Origin of the sequence: Xanthobacter wiegelii (assembly GCF_043193855.2) — a bacterium.
Taxonomy (GTDB): Bacteria; Pseudomonadota; Alphaproteobacteria; order Rhizobiales; family Xanthobacteraceae; genus Xanthobacter; species Xanthobacter flavus_A.
The window spans coordinates 3,579,308-3,599,676 of record NZ_CM195529.1 but is presented as its reverse complement, the minus strand read 5'-3'; the positions used below and the strand labels follow the sequence as shown (position 1 = coordinate 3,599,676).

Annotated in this window: 19 protein-coding genes and 3 pseudogenes; 7 read left to right on the top strand and 15 right to left on the bottom strand. The window is 68.7% G+C overall.

Translation table 11 applies throughout. From position 1 onward, the window contains the following. Positions 1–8: 8 nt before the first annotated feature. The 5 genes from V5F63_RS16760 to traA form a co-directional block, all read right to left on the bottom strand. Positions 9–242, bottom strand: a complete 234-nt coding sequence (locus V5F63_RS16760; RefSeq protein ID WP_281805241.1) for a hypothetical protein — start codon at positions 240–242, stop codon at positions 9–11. Between the two features lie 118 nt (positions 243–360). Next, positions 361–657 (bottom strand): helix-turn-helix domain-containing protein, encoded by a 297-nt coding sequence (locus V5F63_RS16755; RefSeq protein ID WP_281805239.1) that lies wholly within the window; start codon positions 655–657, stop codon positions 361–363. Next, on the bottom strand, positions 657–983 hold the full coding sequence (locus V5F63_RS16750; protein WP_281805236.1) for a type II toxin-antitoxin system RelE/ParE family toxin: 327 nt from the start codon (positions 981–983) through the stop codon (positions 657–659). Before V5F63_RS16750 ends, V5F63_RS16755 begins: the two co-directional genes overlap by 1 nt. Before the next feature lie 296 nt (positions 984–1,279). Further along, the gene (locus V5F63_RS16745; RefSeq protein WP_281805234.1) at positions 1,280–1,498 is read right to left on the bottom strand and encodes a helix-turn-helix transcriptional regulator; all 219 of its coding nucleotides are present in this window, start codon (positions 1,496–1,498) and stop codon (positions 1,280–1,282) included. Positions 1,499–1,628: 130 nt separating this feature from the next. Further along, the gene (gene traA, locus V5F63_RS16740; RefSeq protein WP_281805232.1) at positions 1,629–4,604 is read right to left on the bottom strand and encodes a Ti-type conjugative transfer relaxase TraA; all 2,976 of its coding nucleotides are present in this window, start codon (positions 4,602–4,604) and stop codon (positions 1,629–1,631) included. A 172-nt stretch (positions 4,605–4,776) separates the two neighbouring features. On the opposite strand from traA, the gene V5F63_RS16735 reads away from it, so the two are divergent. Further along, positions 4,777–5,103: a conjugal transfer protein TraD gene (locus V5F63_RS16735; protein WP_281806382.1), complete on the top strand. Its 327-nt coding sequence runs from the start codon at positions 4,777–4,779 to the stop codon at positions 5,101–5,103. 1 nt (position 5,104) lies between these two features. Continuing rightward, positions 5,105–5,449, top strand: a complete 345-nt coding sequence (locus V5F63_RS16730; protein WP_281805229.1) for a conjugal transfer protein TraD — start codon at positions 5,105–5,107, stop codon at positions 5,447–5,449. Positions 5,450–5,741: 292 nt separating this feature from the next. On the opposite strand, the pseudogene V5F63_RS16725 reads toward V5F63_RS16730, so the two are convergent. The 5 genes and pseudogenes from V5F63_RS16725 to V5F63_RS16705 all read right to left on the bottom strand — a co-directional run bounded on the left by V5F63_RS16725 (position 5,742) and on the right by V5F63_RS16705 (position 8,777). Continuing rightward, positions 5,742–7,018: pseudogene (locus V5F63_RS16725) on the bottom strand (IS256 family transposase). Positions 7,019–7,075: 57 nt separating this feature from the next. Beyond that, positions 7,076–7,465, bottom strand: a pseudogene (locus V5F63_RS16720) (IS5 family transposase); the annotation flags it as partial. A gap of 154 nt (positions 7,466–7,619) precedes the next feature. Beyond that, positions 7,620–7,931 (bottom strand): group II intron maturase-specific domain-containing protein, encoded by a 312-nt coding sequence (locus tag V5F63_RS16715; RefSeq protein WP_281806380.1) that lies wholly within the window; start codon positions 7,929–7,931, stop codon positions 7,620–7,622. Positions 7,932–8,006: 75 nt separating this feature from the next. Continuing rightward, positions 8,007–8,252, bottom strand: a pseudogene (locus V5F63_RS16710) (reverse transcriptase domain-containing protein); the annotation flags it as partial. Between the two features lie 102 nt (positions 8,253–8,354). Then, positions 8,355–8,777, bottom strand: coding sequence for a reverse transcriptase domain-containing protein (locus V5F63_RS16705; protein WP_394016264.1), 423 nt, complete (start codon positions 8,775–8,777; stop codon positions 8,355–8,357). An 85-nt stretch (positions 8,778–8,862) separates the two neighbouring features. On the opposite strand from V5F63_RS16705, the gene V5F63_RS16700 reads away from it, so the two are divergent. Continuing rightward, entirely contained in the window at positions 8,863–9,018 is a 156-nt protein-coding gene (locus V5F63_RS16700) for a hypothetical protein (protein ID WP_281805226.1), read from the top strand. A 9-nt stretch (positions 9,019–9,027) separates the two neighbouring features. On the opposite strand, the gene V5F63_RS16695 is transcribed toward V5F63_RS16700, so the two are convergent. The 4 genes from V5F63_RS16695 to V5F63_RS16680 are packed head-to-tail and all read right to left on the bottom strand — an operon-like array spanning position 9,028 to position 14,327. Next, positions 9,028–11,001 (bottom strand): ATP-binding protein, encoded by a 1,974-nt coding sequence (locus V5F63_RS16695; RefSeq protein WP_281805224.1) that lies wholly within the window; start codon positions 10,999–11,001, stop codon positions 9,028–9,030. A 2-nt stretch (positions 11,002–11,003) separates the two neighbouring features. Then, the gene (locus V5F63_RS16690; protein ID WP_281805222.1) at positions 11,004–12,626 is read right to left on the bottom strand and encodes a carboxyl transferase domain-containing protein; all 1,623 of its coding nucleotides are present in this window, start codon (positions 12,624–12,626) and stop codon (positions 11,004–11,006) included. After that, positions 12,627–12,959 carry an AtuA-related protein gene (locus tag V5F63_RS16685; RefSeq protein ID WP_281805220.1) on the bottom strand — a complete coding sequence of 111 codons (333 nt, stop codon included), beginning with the start codon at positions 12,957–12,959 and terminating at the stop codon, positions 12,627–12,629. A 3-nt stretch (positions 12,960–12,962) separates the two neighbouring features. After that, positions 12,963–14,327 (bottom strand): acyclic terpene utilization AtuA family protein, encoded by a 1,365-nt coding sequence (locus V5F63_RS16680; protein ID WP_281805218.1) that lies wholly within the window; start codon positions 14,325–14,327, stop codon positions 12,963–12,965. A gap of 263 nt (positions 14,328–14,590) precedes the next feature. Here V5F63_RS16680 and V5F63_RS16675 point away from each other — a divergent pair, with 263 nt between their 5' ends. From V5F63_RS16675 to V5F63_RS16660, 4 genes are read left to right on the top strand one after another with little or no spacing between them, the layout of a single operon-like run. Continuing rightward, a complete protein-coding gene (locus tag V5F63_RS16675; RefSeq protein ID WP_281805217.1) occupies positions 14,591–15,370 on the top strand; it encodes an enoyl-CoA hydratase/isomerase family protein in 780 nt (259 codons plus the stop codon). 22 nt (positions 15,371–15,392) lie between these two features. Beyond that, positions 15,393–15,878: a MaoC/PaaZ C-terminal domain-containing protein gene (locus V5F63_RS16670; RefSeq protein ID WP_281805215.1), complete on the top strand. Its 486-nt coding sequence runs from the start codon at positions 15,393–15,395 to the stop codon at positions 15,876–15,878. Further along, complete coding sequence (locus V5F63_RS16665; RefSeq protein ID WP_281805213.1) at positions 15,875–17,023, top strand: acyl-CoA dehydrogenase family protein; 1,149 nt, start codon at positions 15,875–15,877, stop codon at positions 17,021–17,023. The genes V5F63_RS16670 and V5F63_RS16665 overlap by 4 nt, the downstream gene beginning before the upstream one ends. 1 nt (position 17,024) lies before the next feature. Beyond that, positions 17,025–18,137, top strand: coding sequence for an NADH:flavin oxidoreductase/NADH oxidase (locus V5F63_RS16660; RefSeq protein ID WP_281805211.1), 1,113 nt, complete (start codon positions 17,025–17,027; stop codon positions 18,135–18,137). 247 nt (positions 18,138–18,384) lie between these two features. On the opposite strand, the gene V5F63_RS16655 is transcribed toward V5F63_RS16660, so the two are convergent. Next, complete coding sequence (locus tag V5F63_RS16655) at positions 18,385–20,343, bottom strand: TRAP transporter permease (RefSeq protein ID WP_281805209.1); 1,959 nt, start codon at positions 20,341–20,343, stop codon at positions 18,385–18,387. Between the last annotated feature and the right edge of the window lie 26 nt (positions 20,344–20,369).

Genomic DNA, 20,369 nt, shown 5'->3' with positions numbered 1-20,369 from the left:
CGGTCCTTTCACTCCTTGTCGGCCCCGTCCCCCGTCGCCTCGGATGCGTTGGGCCTGTTGTCGTTGGCGGCGGTCAGCCGCTCGAAATCCTCTCGCGCCATGCGGCGGCCGATGATGCGGGCCAGCGTCAGCGCTGCGCGGTCGATCTTGAGCCAGGTTTCCGCACTCGGCTCGCCCTGCGGGCCGTTATTGTCGTTGGCCGGTTTGAACCGTTCCGGCCTTGATTCACTGTCGTCTTCCATGCCGCTTCCTGCCGTGTTTTCGAGACAAACAGGCATGAAGCGGCACGGGATTCAGCCTGTGAAGGCATAAAACTCACGCGTGCGGCGTTGGCGAAGTATCGGCGGCATATAGGACGGGTCACGCTGCCTGCAAAGCCTTCTGAACAGCCTTCGGCGCGCGGTCGATGACCAGAAGATAAGCGCGAGTCGGCCCTTCCGGTTGGCGCGAACCCTGTTCCCAATGGCGCAGCGTGTTGACGCTGAACCCGAACCGTCCGGCAAATTCTTCCTGCGTCATGTCGAGCTTCGTGCGGATCGCCTTCACGTCGATCCGCTCGGGAACATGGACGCGATAGGCGTTCGCGTCGGCCTTGCCCTCGGCATAGGCCAGAGCCTCGTTAAGGCCACGCCGGATGCTGTCGGCAACTGTGTTCATCACTTTCTCCTCTTGAAGGCGTCCACCAGCAGCATGGTCAATTGGCGGAAGTCGTTCTTGTCCTGCTGGCTCAGATCGGCCCGCTCGTTCTTGGCGTAGGCGGTGAGCGCAAAGAGCGGCATGTCGGCGTCGTGGTAGAAGTAGATCACCCGCGCGCCGCCGCGCTTGCCTCGCCCTTCCAGCCCCCAGCGGACCTTGCGGATGCCGCCTGTCCCCGGAACGAGATCGCCGGCCGTGGGATTGTGGGCCAGATAGTCCACCAGCAAAGTACGCTCGTCATCGCCCATCAGCTTGCGCGTCGCCGCCAGGAACTCCGGGGTTTCCACGACACTGACGGGAACCGATTTTGCCTTGTTTGATATTACTCCACTGACTCAGTCGATGCAATCGAAATGATGATCCAATGGATTATAATCGTGCCGCCCCTGCCGCCTGTTCGTTCCGAATTGGGAGCGCGACCGCGCCCACAATCCGCCCTTGCCTGCTTGGAGAGCCCTGACCGGAGCGGCGGCGGGCGGTCAAGGCGGGCGCTTCAGCGCCCCTGCGCAGCGGCTCGGCCTTGAGGGCTGACGCCGTTCTGGTTCCATCCCTACCGGCAGCAAAGGCCATGCCTCCGCCCTCATCAGAAATCATCGAAGTCGGACTCGCTCCGTGGACGCCATCCGACGGGATTGGCGATCCATCGATTGACATCGGACTCCTTCCACCCCGTACCGTTGACGCTGATCCTGATCTGCGCGGGAAAGGTGCCCTCGGCGATCTTGCGGTAGATGGTGGACCTGGACAGCCCGGTCCAGGCAAGGACGGTTTTCAGGCGGATGATACGGTCTGGTTGGCGCATGGCTGGCCTGCCTCATGCTGGCTGTTTCTGACAACTGCTGGGACCAGTCAGGTCAGGCGGTTACGCGCGCGCAAGAGGGTTCAACACGTCGCAGGGCTGTGGCGCAGGAACGGCGGCAAATCGGATGGGTTCAGATGCCGATGCCGCGTCCCCTGCCGAGGCCGAGACCGTGGGTGAAGGCGAGTTCCTGGCCGAGGCTACGGCCTGATTCCATACCGATGCCGAGGTCTTTCTTGCGGCCCGCTAGGATGGACTCTAACTGCGGATCGCGTTCGAGGCTTTTGGCCATATTGCCCATCTCTGCCCGCGTCGCCTTGTAGCTGGAGATGTCGCCCGCCTGATACTGGCGCTGGCTGGTCTGTTCGAGCTTCCGCCAGCGCTCCACAAAGCGGTCGGCCCGCCAACCCGGATTGCGGCCGGGATCGGTGCGGATTTCGGTTTCGAGCTGGACGGCGCGCACGGCACGAGCAACCTGGCCGACCGCCGTCTCGCGGACAAGGTCTGGGTTCTTGACATAGGCTGCTTCCGCATCGCGCCAGCCATACGGGCGAACCTCCTCGAAGGCCTTGCGGGCCTCGGTCAGTTCCCGCATCTGTACAGGACTTGCCTTGCCCTCCGCGTCTCCGGCGCTGAGGATCGCATCGATGGCGCGGGCATGGCGCACGAGGGCATCGGTGCGGGCGCGGCGCAACGACACCTCCGGGTCTTCCGCCGCCGCACTTTGCGGCCCCTCCCTTTCCAGCCGCTGCACACCATTCCCGCCGGGCACAGCGTCTGCGGGGGAGCGCACCCCGTCGAGCATCCCGTCGATCCGGTCGCGCAGCTTTTCGGGCACGAGTCTGCGCACGATCTCGGCGACACGGGCGCGGAAGGTGATGCCGCGCCGCTCGGCGTAATCCCGCGCCGGATCGATCTGCTCATAATCGGACGCCATGTCCTTGGCCCGGTCGCGCGACAGGGTGCGCACGAGCCGGTCCTGATTGGCAAAGTCGTCGCGGCCGTAATGCAGCTCCATGCCGTCGCGATGTCGCGACAGGGCGACATAGCTGCCATGGGCATCCAGCCCAGGTGTCGCCAGAACATGGGTGCGGTCCACCGTCATCCCTTGCGCCTTGTGGATGGTCGCCGCATAGCCATGGTCGATGCGGTCGTAATCCTTCAGGTCGAAAGCAACGGAACGGCCGTCATCGGTGCGCACCGACATGGATTGTTCGCTGACCTGTTCGATGGTGCCGAGCGTGCCGTTTTTCACGCCAAGCCCGCGTTCGTTTTGCAGGAACATGACGCGATCCCCGCTGGCAAAGTTCCGCTCGCCGCGCTCGACCGTGACGCGCACGTCCTCGCCCAGATCGCCGGCCTCCCGCATCCGCTCGCGTGCTGCCTCGTTGAGTTCCTGTACCTCGGCATTGGTATGGGTCAGGATGATGCGGCTATCGTCTGGATGCGCCTGCCGGTCGCGGTCCCAGCGCTCGATCAGATTTTTCCGCGCGTCCTCCCGCGTCGGAGCGGCATGGACCATGTCGTGGGAGCGGTAGGCTTCAAGAGCGTTGCCGGTTTTACCACTGGCAAGATTGCGCGTGGCGTCGCGCTGCCAGTCCTCGCGCTGGCGGCGCACCTCACCGATCTCCGCGCCGCCGTGGCGTTCGTGAATCGAGCGGAAGGCCGCGCCGGCTTCTATTGCTTGCAACTGCCGCGGATCGCCGACCAGCACGACCTTTGCGCCAGCCTCGGCGGCATGGGACAGCACGCGCTCCATCTGCCGCGTGCCGACCATGCCGGCCTCGTCGATCACCAGAACATCGCGGGCGGTGAGCACGTCGCGGCCCTGTCCCCAACCATGTTCCAGGCTGGCGATGGTGCGCGACGCGATGCCCGATCCGCCTTCCAAATTTTCCGCCGCGATACCGGACAGCGCCACGCCCCGGACCTCGTAGCCAGTCGCTTCCCAAGCCTCGCGCGCCACGCCCAGCATCGCGCTCTTCCCCGTCCCGGCATAGCCGACCACAATCCCAAGATCGCGCCCGTCCGTGACATGCGCCAACGCATCGGCCTGCTCGCCGGACAGAACAAGGCCGCGTTCTTCCGCACGGGCAAGCGCCGCCGCTCTGTCCCTGTCGTTGACTTCATGATGTTCGCGGTCGGCCATCAATTCAGCGGCGCGGTGCAGGCGCTGTTCGGCCTCGATCATCTCGCGCGTGGTGAAGCGGTCCTCGCCGCGTCCGTCCTTGCCGAGTTCGACCAGATTGGGCGAAGTGCGCATCGCGCTCATCACCTCATTGAACTGGTCGATCCCGTCGCTGTGCCGGTGCGCGAACATCGCCATGTCCCGGCGCGTGAAGGTCGATTGCTGATGGGTGATGGCGTCCAGCGCCAGGGCTGGATTGGCGATGATGCGCTCGCCGTTGCCGCGCGCGATCTCGAGGTGCATTTCCGCGCGGTCGGCGGCTTCGATCCCTTCGCCCTCGATCCGCTGCGCGGTTGCGCCGATCTGGCTTTGTGGCTCCAGCGCGATGCCCTGGGCCTCCAGGCTGCGATGGTCGATCCGTGCGTCGATGTCGAGTTCGGCCAGCCGTTCGTTGGCGAGCGCGGCCCAGCGTTCCCGCCAGCGTTCGACCATCTCGGTGCGGTTCCAGTCCCGCACCTTCGGGCCGAAGCCGTTTTCGTCCACCGCACGCATGGTCAGCATGACATGGGCGTGGGGTTTGGGACTCCCATCCTCGGCCCTGTCCCAATGCACATTGAGGTCGGCGATCATGCCCTGATCGACGAATTCGGACCGCACGAAGTCGCGGGCGAGTTCGATGCCCTGCGTCTGCGTCATCTCGCGCGGAAGGGCGAACTCCACCTCGCGGGCAAGCTGGGCGTCCTTGCGGACCTCGAAGGCTTCCACATCGTTCCAGAGCCGTTCGCGGTCGCTCCATTGCTCGGGTGCGTTCTCCGGCAGCAGCACCTCGGAATGGACGACGCCGCGTTTGGCGGAAAAGTCCTGCACGCGGTCAATGCGCTCGTCGCGCAGCCGCGAGGCCGAGCGGTAGGCGGCGGACGCCACCGCGCTCGAACCGGATTTACGGCCAATGACCTTGACATGGAGATGATAGATCGCCATCGCGATCAGATCATTTGCACGACAAAGCGCACGTCGGAACGACGTATAAGCGCGCCCTCCCTCGAAAAAATCTCGGGAGGGACCGGGCCGTGCCACACCGTCCCGGCAACCTTACAGCATTCCGGCAGAGGCTCAACTATCATCGCTCCATCGACAACTTATGGAGGACATGATGCGCAAGCCACGGGACTTCGACGCGGAACTGAGGTCGCTCGAAGACAAGACGCGAGACCTGAAAGCCCGCAAGGTGCAGCAGCTTGGCGAACTGGTCATTTCGACCGGCGCCGACGCCCTCAGCCCCGACGAACTGGCGGGCGCGCTGATCGTGCTGGCCGAGACGAAGGATGCCGGAAAGAGGGAGGCATGGGCGAAGCGCGGGGCCGCGTTCTTTCACGGCCGGGCGCGGCGACCTGCATCGGCGCCTCACCGCGACGCGGGCGGCGCTACGGCACAATCGGGCGGCGCGCAACCGGCATCAGGCGGCGCGGGCTCGACATGACATGCGCACATGGCAGGTCGAGCGCCGCAAGCGCACCCGGCATCTGATCGAACTCGGCGGCCTCGTCGTCAAGGCCGGCATCGTGGACCTGACCGGCGATGACCGCGCCATCATCCTCGGCGCGCTGCTCTGGATGGCCGACAAGCTGCAAGGCGATCACGGCGATCACGCGCGAAGCCTGTGGGCTGCAAAGGGAAAGCAGGCGTTCGAGTATGACTGGCCATCAGCATCGCCAAACGACACGGCCCCTTCGGCGCGCGTCGTGGTCATGGAAAGAGAACGCGCAGCAAGCCATCCGCCAGTTGGAGGCCTCCAAAAACCCCTGTGCAAATCGGCGTTGGGCTGATTCTCTCGCTGCTTTTTGAGGCGGATCGCGGGCATGGTGGATCAATCGCCGAGTTTCTTCGACTTCGATGATCGGATGGCGGCACTGTTGGCGAAGGGCGACGATCTGGAGCGGGTGAAGGCGCTGGTCGATTTCGAGATGTTTCGACCTGCACTGGAAGCCGCTGTGCTGCGCGCGGACCGGTCGAAGGGCGGCAGGCCCGCCTTCGATCACATGCTGATGTTCAAGGTCCCCGTGGGGATGTCCCACCCGATGTTGAAAAGAGCGCGGCGGACGTGGCTGGTTGAGGAGGCTATGCAGCCTCGCGGACAGGGTCAAGGCCGGCGCCGACGGCGCACTCGGCCTGATGGGCGAGAAGGGCGGCGCGCAGGCTGGGCAACTGGTTGTGGGCCTTCAGTCGGCGGAAGCCCTTGGCGGCTTCGATCATGGCGGCCCCTGTCCAGCGCAGGGCCATGGCCGCATCCCGCCACCGCTTCACGTTGCGGCAGACGCGCCGGATGGTGCCGTTCATGTTCTCGATGATGTTGGTGCAGGCCAGCGAGCGCCGCAGTTCGGTCGGCAGCCGCAGGCGCGTGACGGTGAGGATCTCGTCGAGGCCCTCCAGGAGGCTGGCCGAGACACCCGGAGCCTCGCGCTCGAGCCGACGGGCGAGATTGCGGATCAGCGTTTCGGCCTTGTCGGCGTCGTCCAGCTCCCAGGCTTGGCGAAGAGCCCTGCGCACCGAGGCGTGCAGGGATTTCGGCAGGCGCTCGGTGATGTTGCGGGCCTTGTGGACCTGACAGCGCTGGATCGGCGCACTTCGGCCGAAGCTGTTGCGGATCGCCTTCGACAGGGCACGCGAGCCGTCGATGATGAACAGGCGACAGACGGCGGGGTCGAGGCCCCGGCCGACCATGTTGTCGAGCAGGGCCTGGCAGACGGCGGCGTTCTCGCTTGCCCCCTCCATGACCCCGAGCGGGTGCTTGTCGCCGTTGCCGTCGACGCTGACCGCCGCCAGCAGGATCAGGTCCTGAGCGATGTGGATGCCGTCGATCTGGATGACCAGCAGATCCAGCGCGGAGAGGTCGGCGGCCATCCACGCCTTCATCGTCTCGGCCGACAGCGCCACGAAGCGACGCGACACCGCCGATCGGGTCACGCCGGCTCCCCGCTCGGCGGGGATGTCGCCGCCGGGCAGGCGGACGGCGCCGCCGAACTTGCGGGTCGACACGTTCATCAGCATCAGATTGAGCGCCCATTGGCCGAGAAGATCCTCGTCGACCGCCGCCGCCCAGCTCGGCAGGGGCATCTCACCGCCGAGCGGGCACGAACCCGAGGGCGCTCGACTTCGACCTTGCCGCCGTGAAAGCCGATCTTTCCCTTGGCTCTGCCCCAACGATGAGCCTCCCGATCGCCACCGCGACCATGGCGCGGGCCGCAGAGCCGAGCCGCATCCTCTTCCATCATACCGGTGAGAGTGGCCAGCCCGGCCGTCAGGCACAGGCGTTCGAAGCTGGCGCGGACCTCGTCCACAGCTGCCTCGACGAGCGCAGACGGTGTCACCGCTGCCGATGTGGTAGGTTTCTTCATGGCGTTGCTTTCCTTCGAGGATTCGACACCCGAGCCTTAAGAGCCGGATTCAAAAGTTCACGCGGTTTTGCAATGTCTTACGATGCGGCGTGTTAGCATGCGGATGCTGGCGATGTGGGCGAAGGCGGTCGCGCTTTCGATGGATTTCTCCCAGTCCTTTGCGAGGCGGCGGCAGCGTCCGAGCCATGCGAATGTCCGCTCGACCACCCAGCGGCGGGGCAGGACGACGAAGCCCTTGGCCGCGTCGGAGCGCTTGACGATCTCGATGGTCCAGCGTCCGTGGCCGGCCATGGCGTCCTTTAGCTTGTCGCCGGCATAGCCGCCATCGGCGAAGACCTGGCGCAGCCACGGATGGCGGGAGCGGATCGCCCTGAGCAGGTCGGGAGCACCGTCGCGGTCCTGCACGTCGGCCCCGTGGACCATGACGAAGATCAGCAAGCCGACCGTGATGGCGCCGATCGCCTTGCCGCCTTCCGAAATGGTGAGGCTCGCCTGGGCGATCTGTAGAGTCGAGGACGGGCGCGGTGGCATTGCCCCGTTTCCCGTCCCCGCTCATCAAACCGGACGTGCGGATTTCCCGCATCCGGCTTTCCGACTGGTTTCACCGCAAGGCCCACGGCGACGACCGACTGCGCTCGCGTCGAAGGCATCGGACGGCCAATTCCCCGTAGACATATTCTCGAGAGAACCGGTCCGCTCCACGCCCCTGCGCTTTGTGTCGTTGACGGAGGAAGTGCCGCGTTCGGTCATACACATGCTGATCGACGGCCTCGTATGCCGACGCGAGGGCGCCGTAGGAGAAGTAGGCCGACCAACCGCGCAGAACGCGGTTCAACCGTGCTCGCACTTCGTCCCAAGCGCCCTTGTTGCCGGGCACCAGAAGTTCGCCGATCTTCACCTTGACCCGCTGCACGCTCTTCTTGGACGGGCTCGCCCCCAGGTGCCAGCGACCTCCATTGGGAAGGTGGCGCGGTCCCAGTGTGTAGCCAAGGAAGTCGAAGCCTTCACGCCGGGCATTTTTCACCGAGGTTTTCGCCTCGTTGAGCGTCAGCCCGAGCTTCGTCATCACCGCCCTCGTCCAGGTCAGAGCCTCTTCCGCGTGTCCGCGGCTGAGGATGACGAAGTCGTCGGCATAAGAGATGACATGTGCGTGGAACACCTCGCCGCGCCCCGTCAACCGCCAATGCTTCAGGAATCGGTTCATGTAAATGACGGAGAGCAGCGGACTGGCGACACCACCCTGGGGGGGTGCCGCGAGCGCTGCTCTTGCCGCCGCTCATGTGCCGTTTCCCGTCGCCATCCCGTTCCTCGACCGGCACTTGCAGCCACAGCTTGATCAGCCGCAGCACATTCCGGTCGAGGACACGGCGGGCCACCGATCGGAGGAGGTCCGCGTGCGGGATCGTGTCGAAATACTTCGACAAGTCGGCATCGACGACGTCGGTATAGCCCTGGTATAGCCCCGGCATAGCAGCCGGTGCGTTTCCTTGACGGCATCGATCGCGCTCCGACGCGGCCGATAGCCGTAGGCACCGTCCTCGAAGTCCGCCTCGAAGATCGGCTCCAGCACGATCTTGGCTGCGGCCTGAACCACCCGGTCCCGGATCGTCGGGATGCCAAGCGGACGTTCGCCGCCGCCAGGCTTTGGGATCATCACCCGCCGCACTGGATCAGGCTGGTAGGACTTCGAGACGAGGTCCTCGCGCAAGCTCGCCAGCCACGCGTCTATATCCGCCGCCTCGATCTGTCCGAAGGTCATCCCGTCCACACCTGGCGCACCCGCATTGGCGCGGGCAGTCACCGCGACGAATGCAGTTATTGGAGGTGTCCAGCTGAAGCGGATCGTGGCGGATTTGTCGCTCGACGACCCGCGCACGCTACCGACCGCGGAGGAGGCCGCCGCCGCCATCGTACCGTTGTGCCTGCCGGCGTGCGAGGACACCGGGCGGCTCTACGATTTCCCCACCCGGAGCTTCCTCGACTTCCGGATGCCAGCCTGAGGCCGGCGCTCACAGGGCGAGGCGCACCAGCCTCTGCCCCGCCTCCACCTGCTCGCCGACCCGGCAGACGATCTCGGCGACGATGCCGTCCCGCGGGGCGGTGACGGGGTTCTCGAACTTCATCGCCTCGATCACCGCCAGCACGTCGCCGCGGGCCACCCGTTCGCCCGCCTTGGCCGCGACCGCGACCACGAGGCCGGGAATCTCGGCGCTGGCCCAGTCGGTCGCCTCCGCCTCGTCCGGGCCGCCGCGCACCCGGCGCGAGACCTCCGCGCGCGCGCCGTCGATGATCACCTCCACCGCATCGGGCAGCACCAGCGCGCGCCAGCGCCGGCCGTCGAGCATGCCTTCGAGGAGGCCGCCGGAACCGCGCCCGCCCTCGACCGTCGCGGTCAGCCGCATCCCGGCGGTCTCGGCCTCCACCGTCACGGCGCCGCGCCGGGCGGAAAGGACCCGCACGGCGGCGCGTGCCCCGGCGATTTCCAGGACCATCGCGCCGAGCGGCGCGCCCTGCGCCAGCGCGTGCCGGCCATAGGGCGCCGCGCTCGCCTGCCAGGGCGAGGCCGGCCCGCTTCCCTCCGGCATGGCGTCGAGCACGACGGCGGCGCCGGCCACCGCGGCTAGCGCGCCGGGCGCGGCCGCGCCGAGGAGCTCGGGCAGAACCTCGTCGATGAGGCGGGTGTGCGCCGTTCCGGCCGCCACCTCCGGCCGCGCCGCGAGCGCCGCGAGGAAGCCGAGATTGGTCGCGACCCCCATCACCGCGGTCTCGGCGAGGGCCGCGCGCATGCGCGCCAGTGTCTGCCGCCGGTCGTCGCCATGGACGATGATCTTCGCGATCATGGGATCGTAGTGGGGCGGCACGGGGCTTCCAGCCTCGACCGCGCTGTCGATGCGCGCCCCGGAGGGCCAGGCGAGGTGCGTGACGCGTCCCGGCGCCGGCCGGAAGCCCGCGGCCGGGTCCTCCGCATAGAGCCGGCACTCGATGGCATGGCCGCGCGCGTGGATCTGCTCCTGGGCGAGCGGTAGCGGCGCGCCCGAGGCGAGGCGCAATTGCCATTCCACGAGGTCGAGGCCGGTGATCGCCTCCGTCACCGGATGCTCCACCTGGAGGCGCGTGTTGACCTCCAGATAGTAGAATGCCCCATCGGCGCCGACGATGAACTCGAACGTGCCGGCATTGCGGTAGGTCACGGCCCGCGCGCCGGCGACCGCCGCCTGCGCGAGGCGCGCCCTGAGGGCGTCCGGCAGGGTGGAGGCGGGGGCTTCCTCGATCACCTTCTGGTGGCGGCGCTGGAGCGAGCATTCCCGGTCGAACAGGTGCACCGCGCCGCCCGCGCCGTCGCCGAACACCTGCACCTCCACATGGCGCGGCCGCTCGATCAGGCGCTCCACCAGCAGGCGCCCGTCGCCGAAGCTGGAGCGTGCGGTGCGGATCGCCGAGGCGATCTCGGCGCGGGCGCCCGGCTTCGTGACCACCTGCATGCCCTTGCCGCCCCCGCCCGCGGCGGGCTTCAGCAAGGCGGGATAGCCGGTCGCCGCGATCAGCCGCTCCACCTCCTCCACGTCGTCGGAGGCCGCGGCCGAGCCGGGCACCACCGGCACGCCGGCCTCGGCCATGAGCGCCTTCGCCCGCCCCTTGTCGCCGAGCGCGGCGATGGTGTCGGGCCGCGGCCCGACGAAGATCAGCCCCGCCGCCTCCACCGCGGCGGCGAAGTCCGCATTCTCCGAGAGGAAACCGACGCCGGGATGGATCGCGTCGGCACCCCGCTCGCGCGCGGCGCGGATCAGCGCCGCCCCGTCGAGATAGGAGCGCGCCGCCGGTGCCGGGCCGATGCGCACCAGGTCCGCCGCCCCCTCCAGGTGGGGCGCGCCGCGGTCGGCGTCGGAATAGACCGCCACATAGGGGATGGAGAGCCGCGCGCAGGTGCGGGCGATGCGCCGGGCGATCTCGCCGCGGTTGGCGATCAGGAGCTTGCCGATCATGGCTACATCCGGAACACGCCGAAGCGGGTCTCCCCCTTCGGGCCGCCTTTCGCCATGGCGAGGGCGAGGGCGAGGAAGGCGCGCGTCTCCTCCGGCTCGATCACCGCGTCCACCCACAGGCGGGCGGCGGCGTGGAGCGGGTGGCTCGATCGCTCGTAGGCGGCGCGGATGGGGGCCTCGAAGCGCGCCCGCTCCTCCGCGTCGAAGGTCCGCCCCGCCTTGGCCAGCTGGCCCTCGCGCACCAGGCCGAGCACGGTCGCGGCCTGCTCGCCGCCCATCACCGAGGTGCGCGCATTGGGCCACATGGCCATGAGGCGCGGGCCGAAGGCGCGCCCGCACATGGCGTAGTTGCCGGCGCCGTAGCTGCCGCCCACCAGCAGGCTGAGTTTCGGCACCGCGGCGGTCGCCACCGCATTCACCAGCTTCGCGCCGTGTCGGGCGATGCCGCCCGCCTCGTATTCCTCGCCCACCATGAAGCCGCTGATGTTGTGCAGGAACAGCAGCGGCACGCCGCGCTGGCAGCACAGCTCGATGAAGTTCGCCGCCTTCTGCGCGCTCTCGGCATAGAGCACGCCGTCGTTCATGAGCACGCCGACGCGGTAGCCCTCGATGGCGGCGGTGCCGCAGATGATGGTGCGGGCATAGCGCGCGCGGTACTCGTCGAGCCGGCCGCCGTCGATGAGGCGGGCGAGGATCTCGCGGGCGGGCAGGCGCTGGCGCGGGCTCGCCGGGATCAGGCCGGCGATCTCCGAGGCCGGGCTCAGCGGCGGCTCGGGCGGAAGGTCCGGGCCGGGCAAAGGCGGCGCCGGGGCGCGGGCGAGGATGGCGCGCACCAGGAACAGCGCCTCCACGTCGTCCTCGGCCAGATGGTCGGCCACCGCGCTGCGGCGGGTGTGCACGTCGGCCCCGCCGAGGGTCTCGGCTTCCACCACAACCCCGGTCGCCGCCTGCACCAGCTGCGGGCCGCCGAGGAAGATGGTGCCGGTGCCGCGCACGATCACCGTCTCGTCCGCCATGGCGGGGATGTAGGCGCCGCCGGCGGTGCACGAGCCCATGACGGCCGCGATCTGCGGCAGGCCCAGCGCGGACATCTCGGCGATGTTGCGGAAGATGGCGCCGAAATGGTGCGCGTCGGGGAAGATGTCCTCCTGGTGCGGCAGGAAGGCGCCGCCCGAATCCACCAGGTAGACGCAGGGCAGGGCATTCTCCCGCGCCACCTGCTGGGCGCGGATCTGCTTCTTCACCGTGAGGGGATAATAGGTGCCGCCCTTCACCGTGGCGTCGTTCGCCATGATCATGACGAGGCGCCCGCCGACGCTGCCGACGCCGGTGACGATGCCCGCCGCCGGGACCGGCTCGTCATAGACGCCGTGGGCAGCGAGCCGGCCGATCTCCAGGAACGGGGTCGCCGGGTCGAGCAGGAGCGAGATGCGCTCGCGCGCGGTCAGCTTGCCGCGCTCCTTGTGGCGCGCCACCGCCTCGGCCGGCCCGCCCGCCGCGGCGAGCCGCGCGGCCTCCTCGATCGCCGCGCACTGGAGGCGGAAGGCCTCGGCGTTGTCGGGGGGAACCGCTTGCGCCGGCTCTTGCTCGGGGTCTTGGGCGGGAGTGTCCGGCAGGGCCGCCATTCAGGCGGCCTCCGATCCGGCGGGCGGCAGCACGGCCGGAAGGCGCAGCAGGCCGTTGCCCATGGCCTTGCCGGTCTGGTCGAGGCGCAGTGTGCGCGTCGCCCCGCCGCCGAGCGCCCGGCGCATGATCACGACCACGGCCTCGATATTGTCCATGGGATAGGTCTCCACGTCGCCCTGGACCCAGTCGCCGAACAGCGCCTTGACCCGCTCGGGCGTGAGGCTCGCCAGGAGCACGGGATAATCCTGCGGCGTGCGGGCGATGACCCCCACCGAGACCACGTCGCCCTTGTCGCCGGAGCGCACATAGGCGAAGTCGCGAAGAAGCTGCATGGCTCAGGCCTCCAGGAGCGAGACGCGCTGCGTCACCACGGACTGCGGCACGAGGGTGGGCCACACGCCGTAGACCGGGCGCGGCTTCATGGGCGTGCCGAAGGAGGTGCCGCCCGGCCCCATGATCCAGAGCTGCGCGCAGGCCCGGCGCACCTTCTCCGCCTCCTGGCGGGTGGCGGTGTGGACCGCGACGCGCAGGCCGATCTCCGCCGGCTCGTAATCCGGCATGGGGGAGGCCGGCCCGTGCAGCATGTTGACGCCCACGAGGTCGAACTGCACCGCGTCGGCCTTCAGCTTCAGGCGCTCGAAGCGCTCGCCGAGGGTCTGCTTCGCCTTCTCGGCGCGCCCCAGCGCGTCGGGCCAGGGGAAGAACATCATGCCCTCGCCGATCCAGCCGTCCTCGTAGCCCACCACCAGCTTGAGGGTTTCCGGGCGCGGGCCGCCGCCCATGTGGGAGAGCCGGACGCGGTCCGGCCCGATCTCCTCCAGCCGCACGCGAGTGAAGTCGGCGACGCCGTCCGGCATGAGGTAGCGGCGCGGATCGCCGATCTCGTAGACGAGGTGCTCCTTGACGGTGAACGGGTCCACGCGTCCGCCGGTCTGGTCGAGCTTGGTGATGACCGCGGTGCCGTCGCCGTCGAACTCGACGATGGGAAAGCCGACCCTGCCCATGTTGGGCATCTCGTCGAAGCGGGAGGACATGCCGCCGGTGGCGGCGGCGGCGCACTCCACCACGTGGCCGATGGTGATGGCGGCGGCGATGCGGTCGGTGTCGGCCGCGCCGTAGCTCCAGCCGAACTCGTGCATCAGCGGGCCCACATAGAGCGCGTTGTCGGAGACCCGGCCGGCGATCACCACGTCCGCCCCCTGGGCGAGCGCCTCCACGATGCCGGAGCTGTCGGTATAGACGTTGGCGGCCACCACGCGGTTGCGGATGGCGGCGAAGTTGGTCTCGCCGGTGTCGATGTTGGTGAGGTCGGTGCCGCTCTCGATCAGCTCGTCCAGCCGGTCGAGCACGTCGTCGCCTTCGATCACGCCGATGCGCAGGCCGTTCAGCCCGAGCTCGCGGGCGAGCGAGCGGATGCGCTCGCCGGCCGCGCGCGGGTTGGCGCCGCCGCCGTTGCAGACGATGCGGGTGCCGCTCTTGCGGGCGAGAGGAAGAAGAACGGAAAGGTGCGCGGGAAGATCGGGAATGTACCCCGTCTCCGGGTCCTTCAGGCGCTGGCGCTGGAGCAGCGCCATGGTCAGCTCGGCGAGATAGTCCATGGAGAGATAGTCGAGCGTCCCCCGCTCCAGCAGCTCGACCGCAGGGTCGAAGGCATCTCCCCAGAAGCCGGAACCGGCCCCGAGCCTCAGCGAACGCCTCATGCGCGCCTCTCCCAAAGAAATCATTCTTCCGCAACGCCATAGGCCGGGGCGCGCCGAGGCGCGCCGGGTCCCGCAGGGTCCGGATCGATGCAGAGGGTGCGTCGCTGCGGGGCGTAAAGTCAAGTGTATTTCGAAAATCAGTTCCGCAAGATGGATTTTTGTTTGACCCGCCCGCCGGGCAGGCACTAAGGTCGTCGCCAGAGAAGGGCGCCCCGAGCGCTCCGGCCCGCCATCGGGCCCGCCCTGGAGGAAGGCGCCGCGCCATGCAGGCGGATGAGGTGGAACTGGCCGTCGCCGACGGCATCGCGCGTGTCACCCTGAACCGGCCGGCGCGGCGCAACGCCCTCACCGCGTCCATGGCGAACGCGCTCACCGCCGCGTGGGCCCGCATCGACGCGGACCAGGCGATCCGCGCCGTCGTGCTCGCCGCCGCCCCGTGCGGCACCTTCTGCGCCGGCATGGATCTCAAGGAGATGGCCGCGGCGCGGGCCGAGGGCGCGGACCTCCTCGCACGCATCGCCGATCCGTTCCAGGAGCGCCTGCGCGCAGTCCGCCAGCCGGTGGTGGCGGCGCTCAACGGCCATTTCAGCGGCGCCGGCATGCTGCTCGCCATGGGCGCCGACATCCGCGTTGGCCTCGCCGGATCGCGCGCCGCCATCTCCGAGGTGCGGTTCGGCCGGGGCACCTCCTGGGCCGTGCCGCTGCTGTGGATGCTGCCGCAGCCGGTGCTGAGCGAGATGATGCTCACCGGCGCGCCTTTGCCCGTGGAGGAGCTGTGGCGCCACGGCTTCGTCAACCATCTCGAGGCGACGCCGGAGGTGGTGCTGGCGCGCGCCCTCGCCCTCGCCGGCCAGATCGCCCGGAACGCGCCGCTCTCCGTGCGCGCCGCCAAGGCAACGCTCGCCGCCGGCATGGACCTCGGCTGCGCGGGCGGGCTCGCGCGCGGCGCCGAGCTTCACCGCGCGGTCTATGCCAGCGCCGATGCACAGGAAGGGCCGAGCGCCTTCGCCGAGGGGCGCGTGCCCGTCTGGCAGGGCCGGTGACCAGGAAGGAAGAGCAGGAGCGATGATCGATCAGCCGTTTCCCGAATTGAAGGTCGGCCAGTCCAAGGTCTCGCGCGGGCGCACGCTGACCGAGACCGACGTGGTCAACTTCTGCATGCTCACCGGCAACTGGCTGGAGATCCACGCCAACGAGGAGTTCGCCAAGACCGCGCGCTTCGGCCGGCGGGTGGTTCAGGGCTCGCTCGTCTTCTCCATCGTCAACGCGCTCCTGCCCTTCGATTCGAGCGTGGTGGACGCGTTCTACGGCGTGGACCGGCTGCGATTCCTCAAGCCCACCTTCATCGGCGACACCCTGTGGGCGCGCTCCGAGATCATCGACCTGCGCGAGAAGGACGGAGGCGCCGGCGTTGCCACGCTCGAGCTCGTCGGCGCGAACCAGCGCCGGGAAAAAGTCATGCGCTGCGAGTTCAGCCTGCTCATCTTGGGCGCGCGCCTGCTGCCGCCCTCGAACGACCCCTTCACCCTTGCGGAGCCTGCGGCCCAATGAACTTCCTCAACAGCGAACAGAGCGCCTGGCACGACACCGTCGACCGCTTCATGGAGAAGGAGATCACGCGCGAATACATCCGCACCCAGGACGAGGCGCGCGCCTACCCTTACGAAGGCTATGAGAAGATCGCCAAGGAAGGCTGGCTGCGCCTGCTGATCCCGGAGGATCACGGCGGCTACGGCGGCGACATCTTCGACTACGCGCTCATGTGCGAGGGGCTCGGCAAGTTCGGCTTCGACTTCGCGACTGCGGTGCTGGTGCCCACCTTCACCGCCATGAACATCGTGAAGTTCGGCAACGACGCCCAGAAGGCGGACTATCTCGAACCCTTCATGTCCGGCGCGCGGCGCTTCTCCATCTCCATCTCCGAGCCCTCGGCCGGCTCGGACGCTGCCAGCACTCGCACCCGCGCCCGACGCGACGGCGAGAGCTACGTCATCAAGGGCCAGAAGCTCTGGTGCAGCGGCGCGGCGGCGCAGAACGTGACCATCCAGATGCTGGTGCGCACCGACCCGGAGACCGCCAAGCACCGCGGGCTCTCGGTGCTGCTGGTGCCCAACGACACGGCGGGCGTCGACATCCGCCGGCTGCCGACTCTGGCGCGCCGCGCCACCGGCACCACGGAGATCTTCCTCGACGACGCGCGGGTGCCCGCCGCCAACCTGCTCGGTCACGAGGGGCAGGGATGGGAGATCATCACCGATCATCTGGAGTTGGAGCGCATCGCGGTGTCCGCCGCCTATGTGGGCAATGCCCAGACCGCGGTGAGCGACGCGCTCGCCTATGCCCACGAGCGCGAGCAGTTCGACCGGCCGATCTTCGATTTCCAGGTGATCCGCCACATGCTCGCCGACATGCAGACCCAGGTGGATGCCGCCCGGCTCCTGGTCTACCGCGGCGCCGAGCTCGCCTCACGGCACGAGCCGTGCGCCAAGGAGGTGGCCATGGGCAAGCTGTTCGCATCCGAGACGCTGCAGAATGTCTCGCGCATGGGCATGCAGATCCTCGGCGGGCACTCCATGCTGCCGGACTCGGACATGGAGCGCTATTTCCGCGAAGGCATGCAGAGCACCATCGGCGGCGGCACCTCGCAGATCCAGCGCACCATCATCGCCAAGGCCATGCACCAGAACCCGGGCTGAGATGGCGCGTCTGTTCCAGCCCCTCGGCCTGCGCGGCCTCACGCTGAAGAACCGCGTGGTGGTCTCGCCCATGCAGACCTACAGCGCGCCCGAGGCGCGCGCGACGGCCTGGCACCAGGCGCATCTCGCGCGCTTCGCCCTCGGCGGCGCCGGGCTGGTGGTGGCGGAGGCCACCGCCGTGACCCCGGAGGGGCGCTCGACCGACCTCGATCTCGGGCTCTGGGACGGTGCGCAGGAACACGCCCTGCGCGGCCTCGCGGAAGCGGTCCACGCCTGCGGCGCGGCGCTCGGCGTGCAGCTCCAGCATGCAGGCCGCAAGGCGGCGACGTCCGCGCCGTGGGAGGGGTTCCGGCCGCTCGCGCCGGAGGCCGGCGGGGCGGTGCTCGGGCCGACCGATGCGCCCGCGGCTCCCGGCGGCCATGTTCCGCGCGCGATGGCGCCATCCGACATGGCCCCGCTCGTGGCCGCCTACGCGGCTGCGGCCCGGCGCGCCGATACGGCGGGCGTGGACCTCATCGAGATCCACATGGCCCACGGCTATCTCCTCCACAGCTTCCTGTCGCCCCTCTCCAACACCCGCGCCGACGCGTACGGCGGGGCGATCGAGGGGCGCATGCGATTTCCTCTCGAAGTGGTGGAGGGCGTGCGGGCGGCCTGGCCGGCGCACAAGCCGCTCGCCTGCCGAATCTCGTCGGTGGACGGGATCGGCATCGGCTGGTCGCTGGAGGATTCCCAGGTGCTGGTGAAGGCGTTGATCGCCGCCGGCGTCGACCTGGTGGACTGCTCCTCGGGCGGCATGATCCTGCCGAGCGGCCAGATGATGGTGCCCCGCGGCCCAGGCTTCCAGGTGCCGTTCGCGAGCCAGCTCAGGCGGGCGACCGGCGCCTGCGTGATCGCGGTCGGCGGCATCGCCGATGCGGCCGAGGCCGAGGCGGTTCTGACGCGCGAGGATGCGGACCTCGTCGCCATCGGCCGCGCGATGCTCGCCGATCCGAACTGGGCGCTCCACGCCGCCGCCACGCTTGTTGAGGACGGCGGCTGGGCGCACTGGCCGAAGCCGTTCGGCTGGTGGCTGGAGCGCCGCGCCCGCGCCGCGCGCCGGTACAAGGCTTAGGTCCCGCCGGCGCTCGCGCCATTGCCGCCTTGTCGACCGGGATATGTTCCGGTGCGGCGGCGTGCTGATCTTCCTGAAAACCACGACGGCCATCGCGAAGCGCCGGACGCCTCGCCGGGCGCCCGCGCGCGGCGGCGCGTCTTTTGTGGCCCGAAACAGCTTGCGCCCGGATCGCGGGACGATCCGGGCGCAAGGATTTCGATCGACGGTGCGGGGGGCCAGGGCCGCGGCGCAGGCGCGGCCGAAGCTAAAGCTTCAGATCCGCGGGCTGCCGCTGTGCGGCGCCGGCCGATCGCGGCTCGCGAAAGTGGCTCACCCCTGCCAGCGCCGCGATCATGATCAGGCCGACGATGTCGCTCCAGGCCGCCGGATAGAACAGCAGCGCCGCCGCGCCATAGACGAAGATCCGCAGCGGCCAGTTGAGCGGGCCGAAGAAGTAGCCCGTGGAGGCCGCCGTGATGGCGATGATCGCGATGGAGGTGATGCCCGTGTCATAGGCGATCTGCAGCCACGAGCCCTCCATCAGCACCCCGGTGCGGAAGATGAAGAGGAACGGGATCAGGTAGAGCCCGATGGCCAGCACCACCGCATGCCCGCCCACCTTCCAGAAGTTCACTTTCGCTATCGAAGCAGCCGCGAACACGCTCGCGCAGACCGGCGGCGTGATGGCGGACAGGATCGCGAAATAGAAGATGAACAGGTGGGCGTTGAGCGGGGCGACGCCGAGCTTGATGACGATGGGCGCCGCCACCGCCGCCGCCAGGATGTAGGAGGCGGTGGTGGGCACGTCCATGCCGAGAAGGATGGCGAGCACCGCGGTGAGGATCAGCACGAAGACGAGGTTCTCGCCCGACAGCGACAGGATGAGGCTCGACACCTTCACACCCACCCCGGTGGCGGTGAGCACCTTCACCACAATCGCCGCGCAGGCGAGCAGCACCGCGATCATAGCGATGGCCCGGCCGGCGTCGTAGAGGCCTTCCAGCACCTGGCCCAGATACTCGCTGTAGGTGGCGCCGAGCTCATGAGCGCGGCCCTCGGCCAAGCATTTCGCGCCGCGCAGGATCACTTGGGTGACGACCAGCATCGCCACCGCCGTCGCGCCCGCGAGGGTGGGGGTGAGGTCCATGGCGAGCATGCCGATGAGGACGCCAACCGGCAGATACATGGGCAAGGCGGTGTAGGGGTCGAGCAGCTCGCGCGCCGACGGCATCTCCGAGCGGTCGAGCGGGCGGATGTTCATCTTGCGCGCGCGGAATCCGACGCTGAACCAGATGGTGAGGAAGTAGAGGATGGCCGGGATGAGGGCGGCGCCGACCACGCTGGAATAGGGAATGTCCAGCATCTCCGCCATGATGAAGGCGCCCGCCCCCATCACCGGCGGCATGATCTGCCCGCCCGCCGACGCCACCGCCTCGATGGCGGCGGCGTAGCTCTTGGTGTAGCCCGCCCGGTGCATGGTGGGGATGGTGATGGGGCCGAGCGCCATCACGTTCGCCACCGCCGATCCGGTCACCGTCCCGAACAGGGCGGAGGAGGCGGTGCACACCTTCGCCTGGCCGCCCCAGCTGCGGCCGGCGATCAGGGTGGCGAGCTTGATGAAGATCTCCGTCGCCCCAGTGCTGAGCAGCAGCGCGCCGAAGATGATGAACACCGCGATCACCCGGGTGCCCATGTCGACCATGTAGCCGAAGATGGTCTCGGTGGAGGCGTAGGTGGTCTCGATCAGCGTCAGGGTGGAGACGCGCGGCGGCTGCCACGGCCCGCTCACATAGGCGCTGCCCAGATAGAAATAGAGTAGCCCGGTGAGCGCGAGCAGCGGCAGGAACCAGCCGATGGTCCTGCGCGCCGCCTCCAGCACCAGGGCCAGCGCGATGAAGCCGAGCGCGAGGTCGAGCGTGCTCAACTCGCCCATGAAGTCGGACAGGCGCTGGTTGTTGAGCGCCACGTGGAAGCAGACGTAGTAGCCCGCGAGCGCCAGCACGATGTCGAGGATGCGGCGCGCGCCCTTGCTCCCGCCCTCGACGGCCGAGAGCAGGAACACCGACCCGAGCCCGAGCCCGAGGAACAGGCCCCGCTGGACCAGCGGCTCCATCATCCCCGCGAACGAGGTGTAGAGCTGGAACAGCGCGAATCCGATGAGGATGATCCGCAAGGAGAACGCCGTGCTCTTGCCGAGCCAGCTGTCGGTGGTGCCGTCTGCCATCTGAGCGCCTCTGACGTTCGCAGCCG

What these genes read in the sequence shown, in the direction of transcription:
- V5F63_RS16690 (WP_281805222.1), bottom strand. Translation starts at nt 12,626, where the DNA reads ATGGCGGCCCTGCCGGACACTCCCGCCCAAGACCCCGAGCAAGAGCCG.
- V5F63_RS16695 (WP_281805224.1), bottom strand. Translation starts at nt 11,001, where the DNA reads ATGATCGGCAAGCTCCTGATCGCCAACCGCGGCGAGATCGCCCGGCGC.
- V5F63_RS16665 (WP_281805213.1), top strand. Translation starts at nt 15,875, where the DNA reads ATGAACTTCCTCAACAGCGAACAGAGCGCCTGGCACGACACCGTCGAC.
- V5F63_RS16680 (WP_281805218.1), bottom strand. Translation starts at nt 14,327, where the DNA reads ATGAGGCGTTCGCTGAGGCTCGGGGCCGGTTCCGGCTTCTGGGGAGAT.
- V5F63_RS16675 (WP_281805217.1), top strand. Translation starts at nt 14,591, where the DNA reads ATGCAGGCGGATGAGGTGGAACTGGCCGTCGCCGACGGCATCGCGCGT.
- V5F63_RS16760 (WP_281805241.1), bottom strand. Translation starts at nt 242, where the DNA reads ATGGAAGACGACAGTGAATCAAGGCCGGAACGGTTCAAACCGGCCAAC.
- V5F63_RS16705 (WP_394016264.1), bottom strand. Translation starts at nt 8,777, where the DNA reads ATGACCTTCGGACAGATCGAGGCGGCGGATATAGACGCGTGGCTGGCG.
- V5F63_RS16685 (WP_281805220.1), bottom strand. Translation starts at nt 12,959, where the DNA reads ATGCAGCTTCTTCGCGACTTCGCCTATGTGCGCTCCGGCGACAAGGGC.
- V5F63_RS16670 (WP_281805215.1), top strand. Translation starts at nt 15,393, where the DNA reads ATGATCGATCAGCCGTTTCCCGAATTGAAGGTCGGCCAGTCCAAGGTC.
- V5F63_RS16745 (WP_281805234.1), bottom strand. Translation starts at nt 1,498, where the DNA reads ATGCGCCAACCAGACCGTATCATCCGCCTGAAAACCGTCCTTGCCTGG.
- V5F63_RS16755 (WP_281805239.1), bottom strand. Translation starts at nt 657, where the DNA reads ATGAACACAGTTGCCGACAGCATCCGGCGTGGCCTTAACGAGGCTCTG.
- V5F63_RS16735 (WP_281806382.1), top strand. Translation starts at nt 4,777, where the DNA reads ATGCGCAAGCCACGGGACTTCGACGCGGAACTGAGGTCGCTCGAAGAC.
- V5F63_RS16660 (WP_281805211.1), top strand. Translation starts at nt 17,025, where the DNA reads ATGGCGCGTCTGTTCCAGCCCCTCGGCCTGCGCGGCCTCACGCTGAAG.
- traA (WP_281805232.1), bottom strand. Translation starts at nt 4,604, where the DNA reads ATGGCGATCTATCATCTCCATGTCAAGGTCATTGGCCGTAAATCCGGT.
- V5F63_RS16655 (WP_281805209.1), bottom strand. Translation starts at nt 20,343, where the DNA reads ATGGCAGACGGCACCACCGACAGCTGGCTCGGCAAGAGCACGGCGTTC.
- V5F63_RS16730 (WP_281805229.1), top strand. Translation starts at nt 5,105, where the DNA reads ATGCGCACATGGCAGGTCGAGCGCCGCAAGCGCACCCGGCATCTGATC.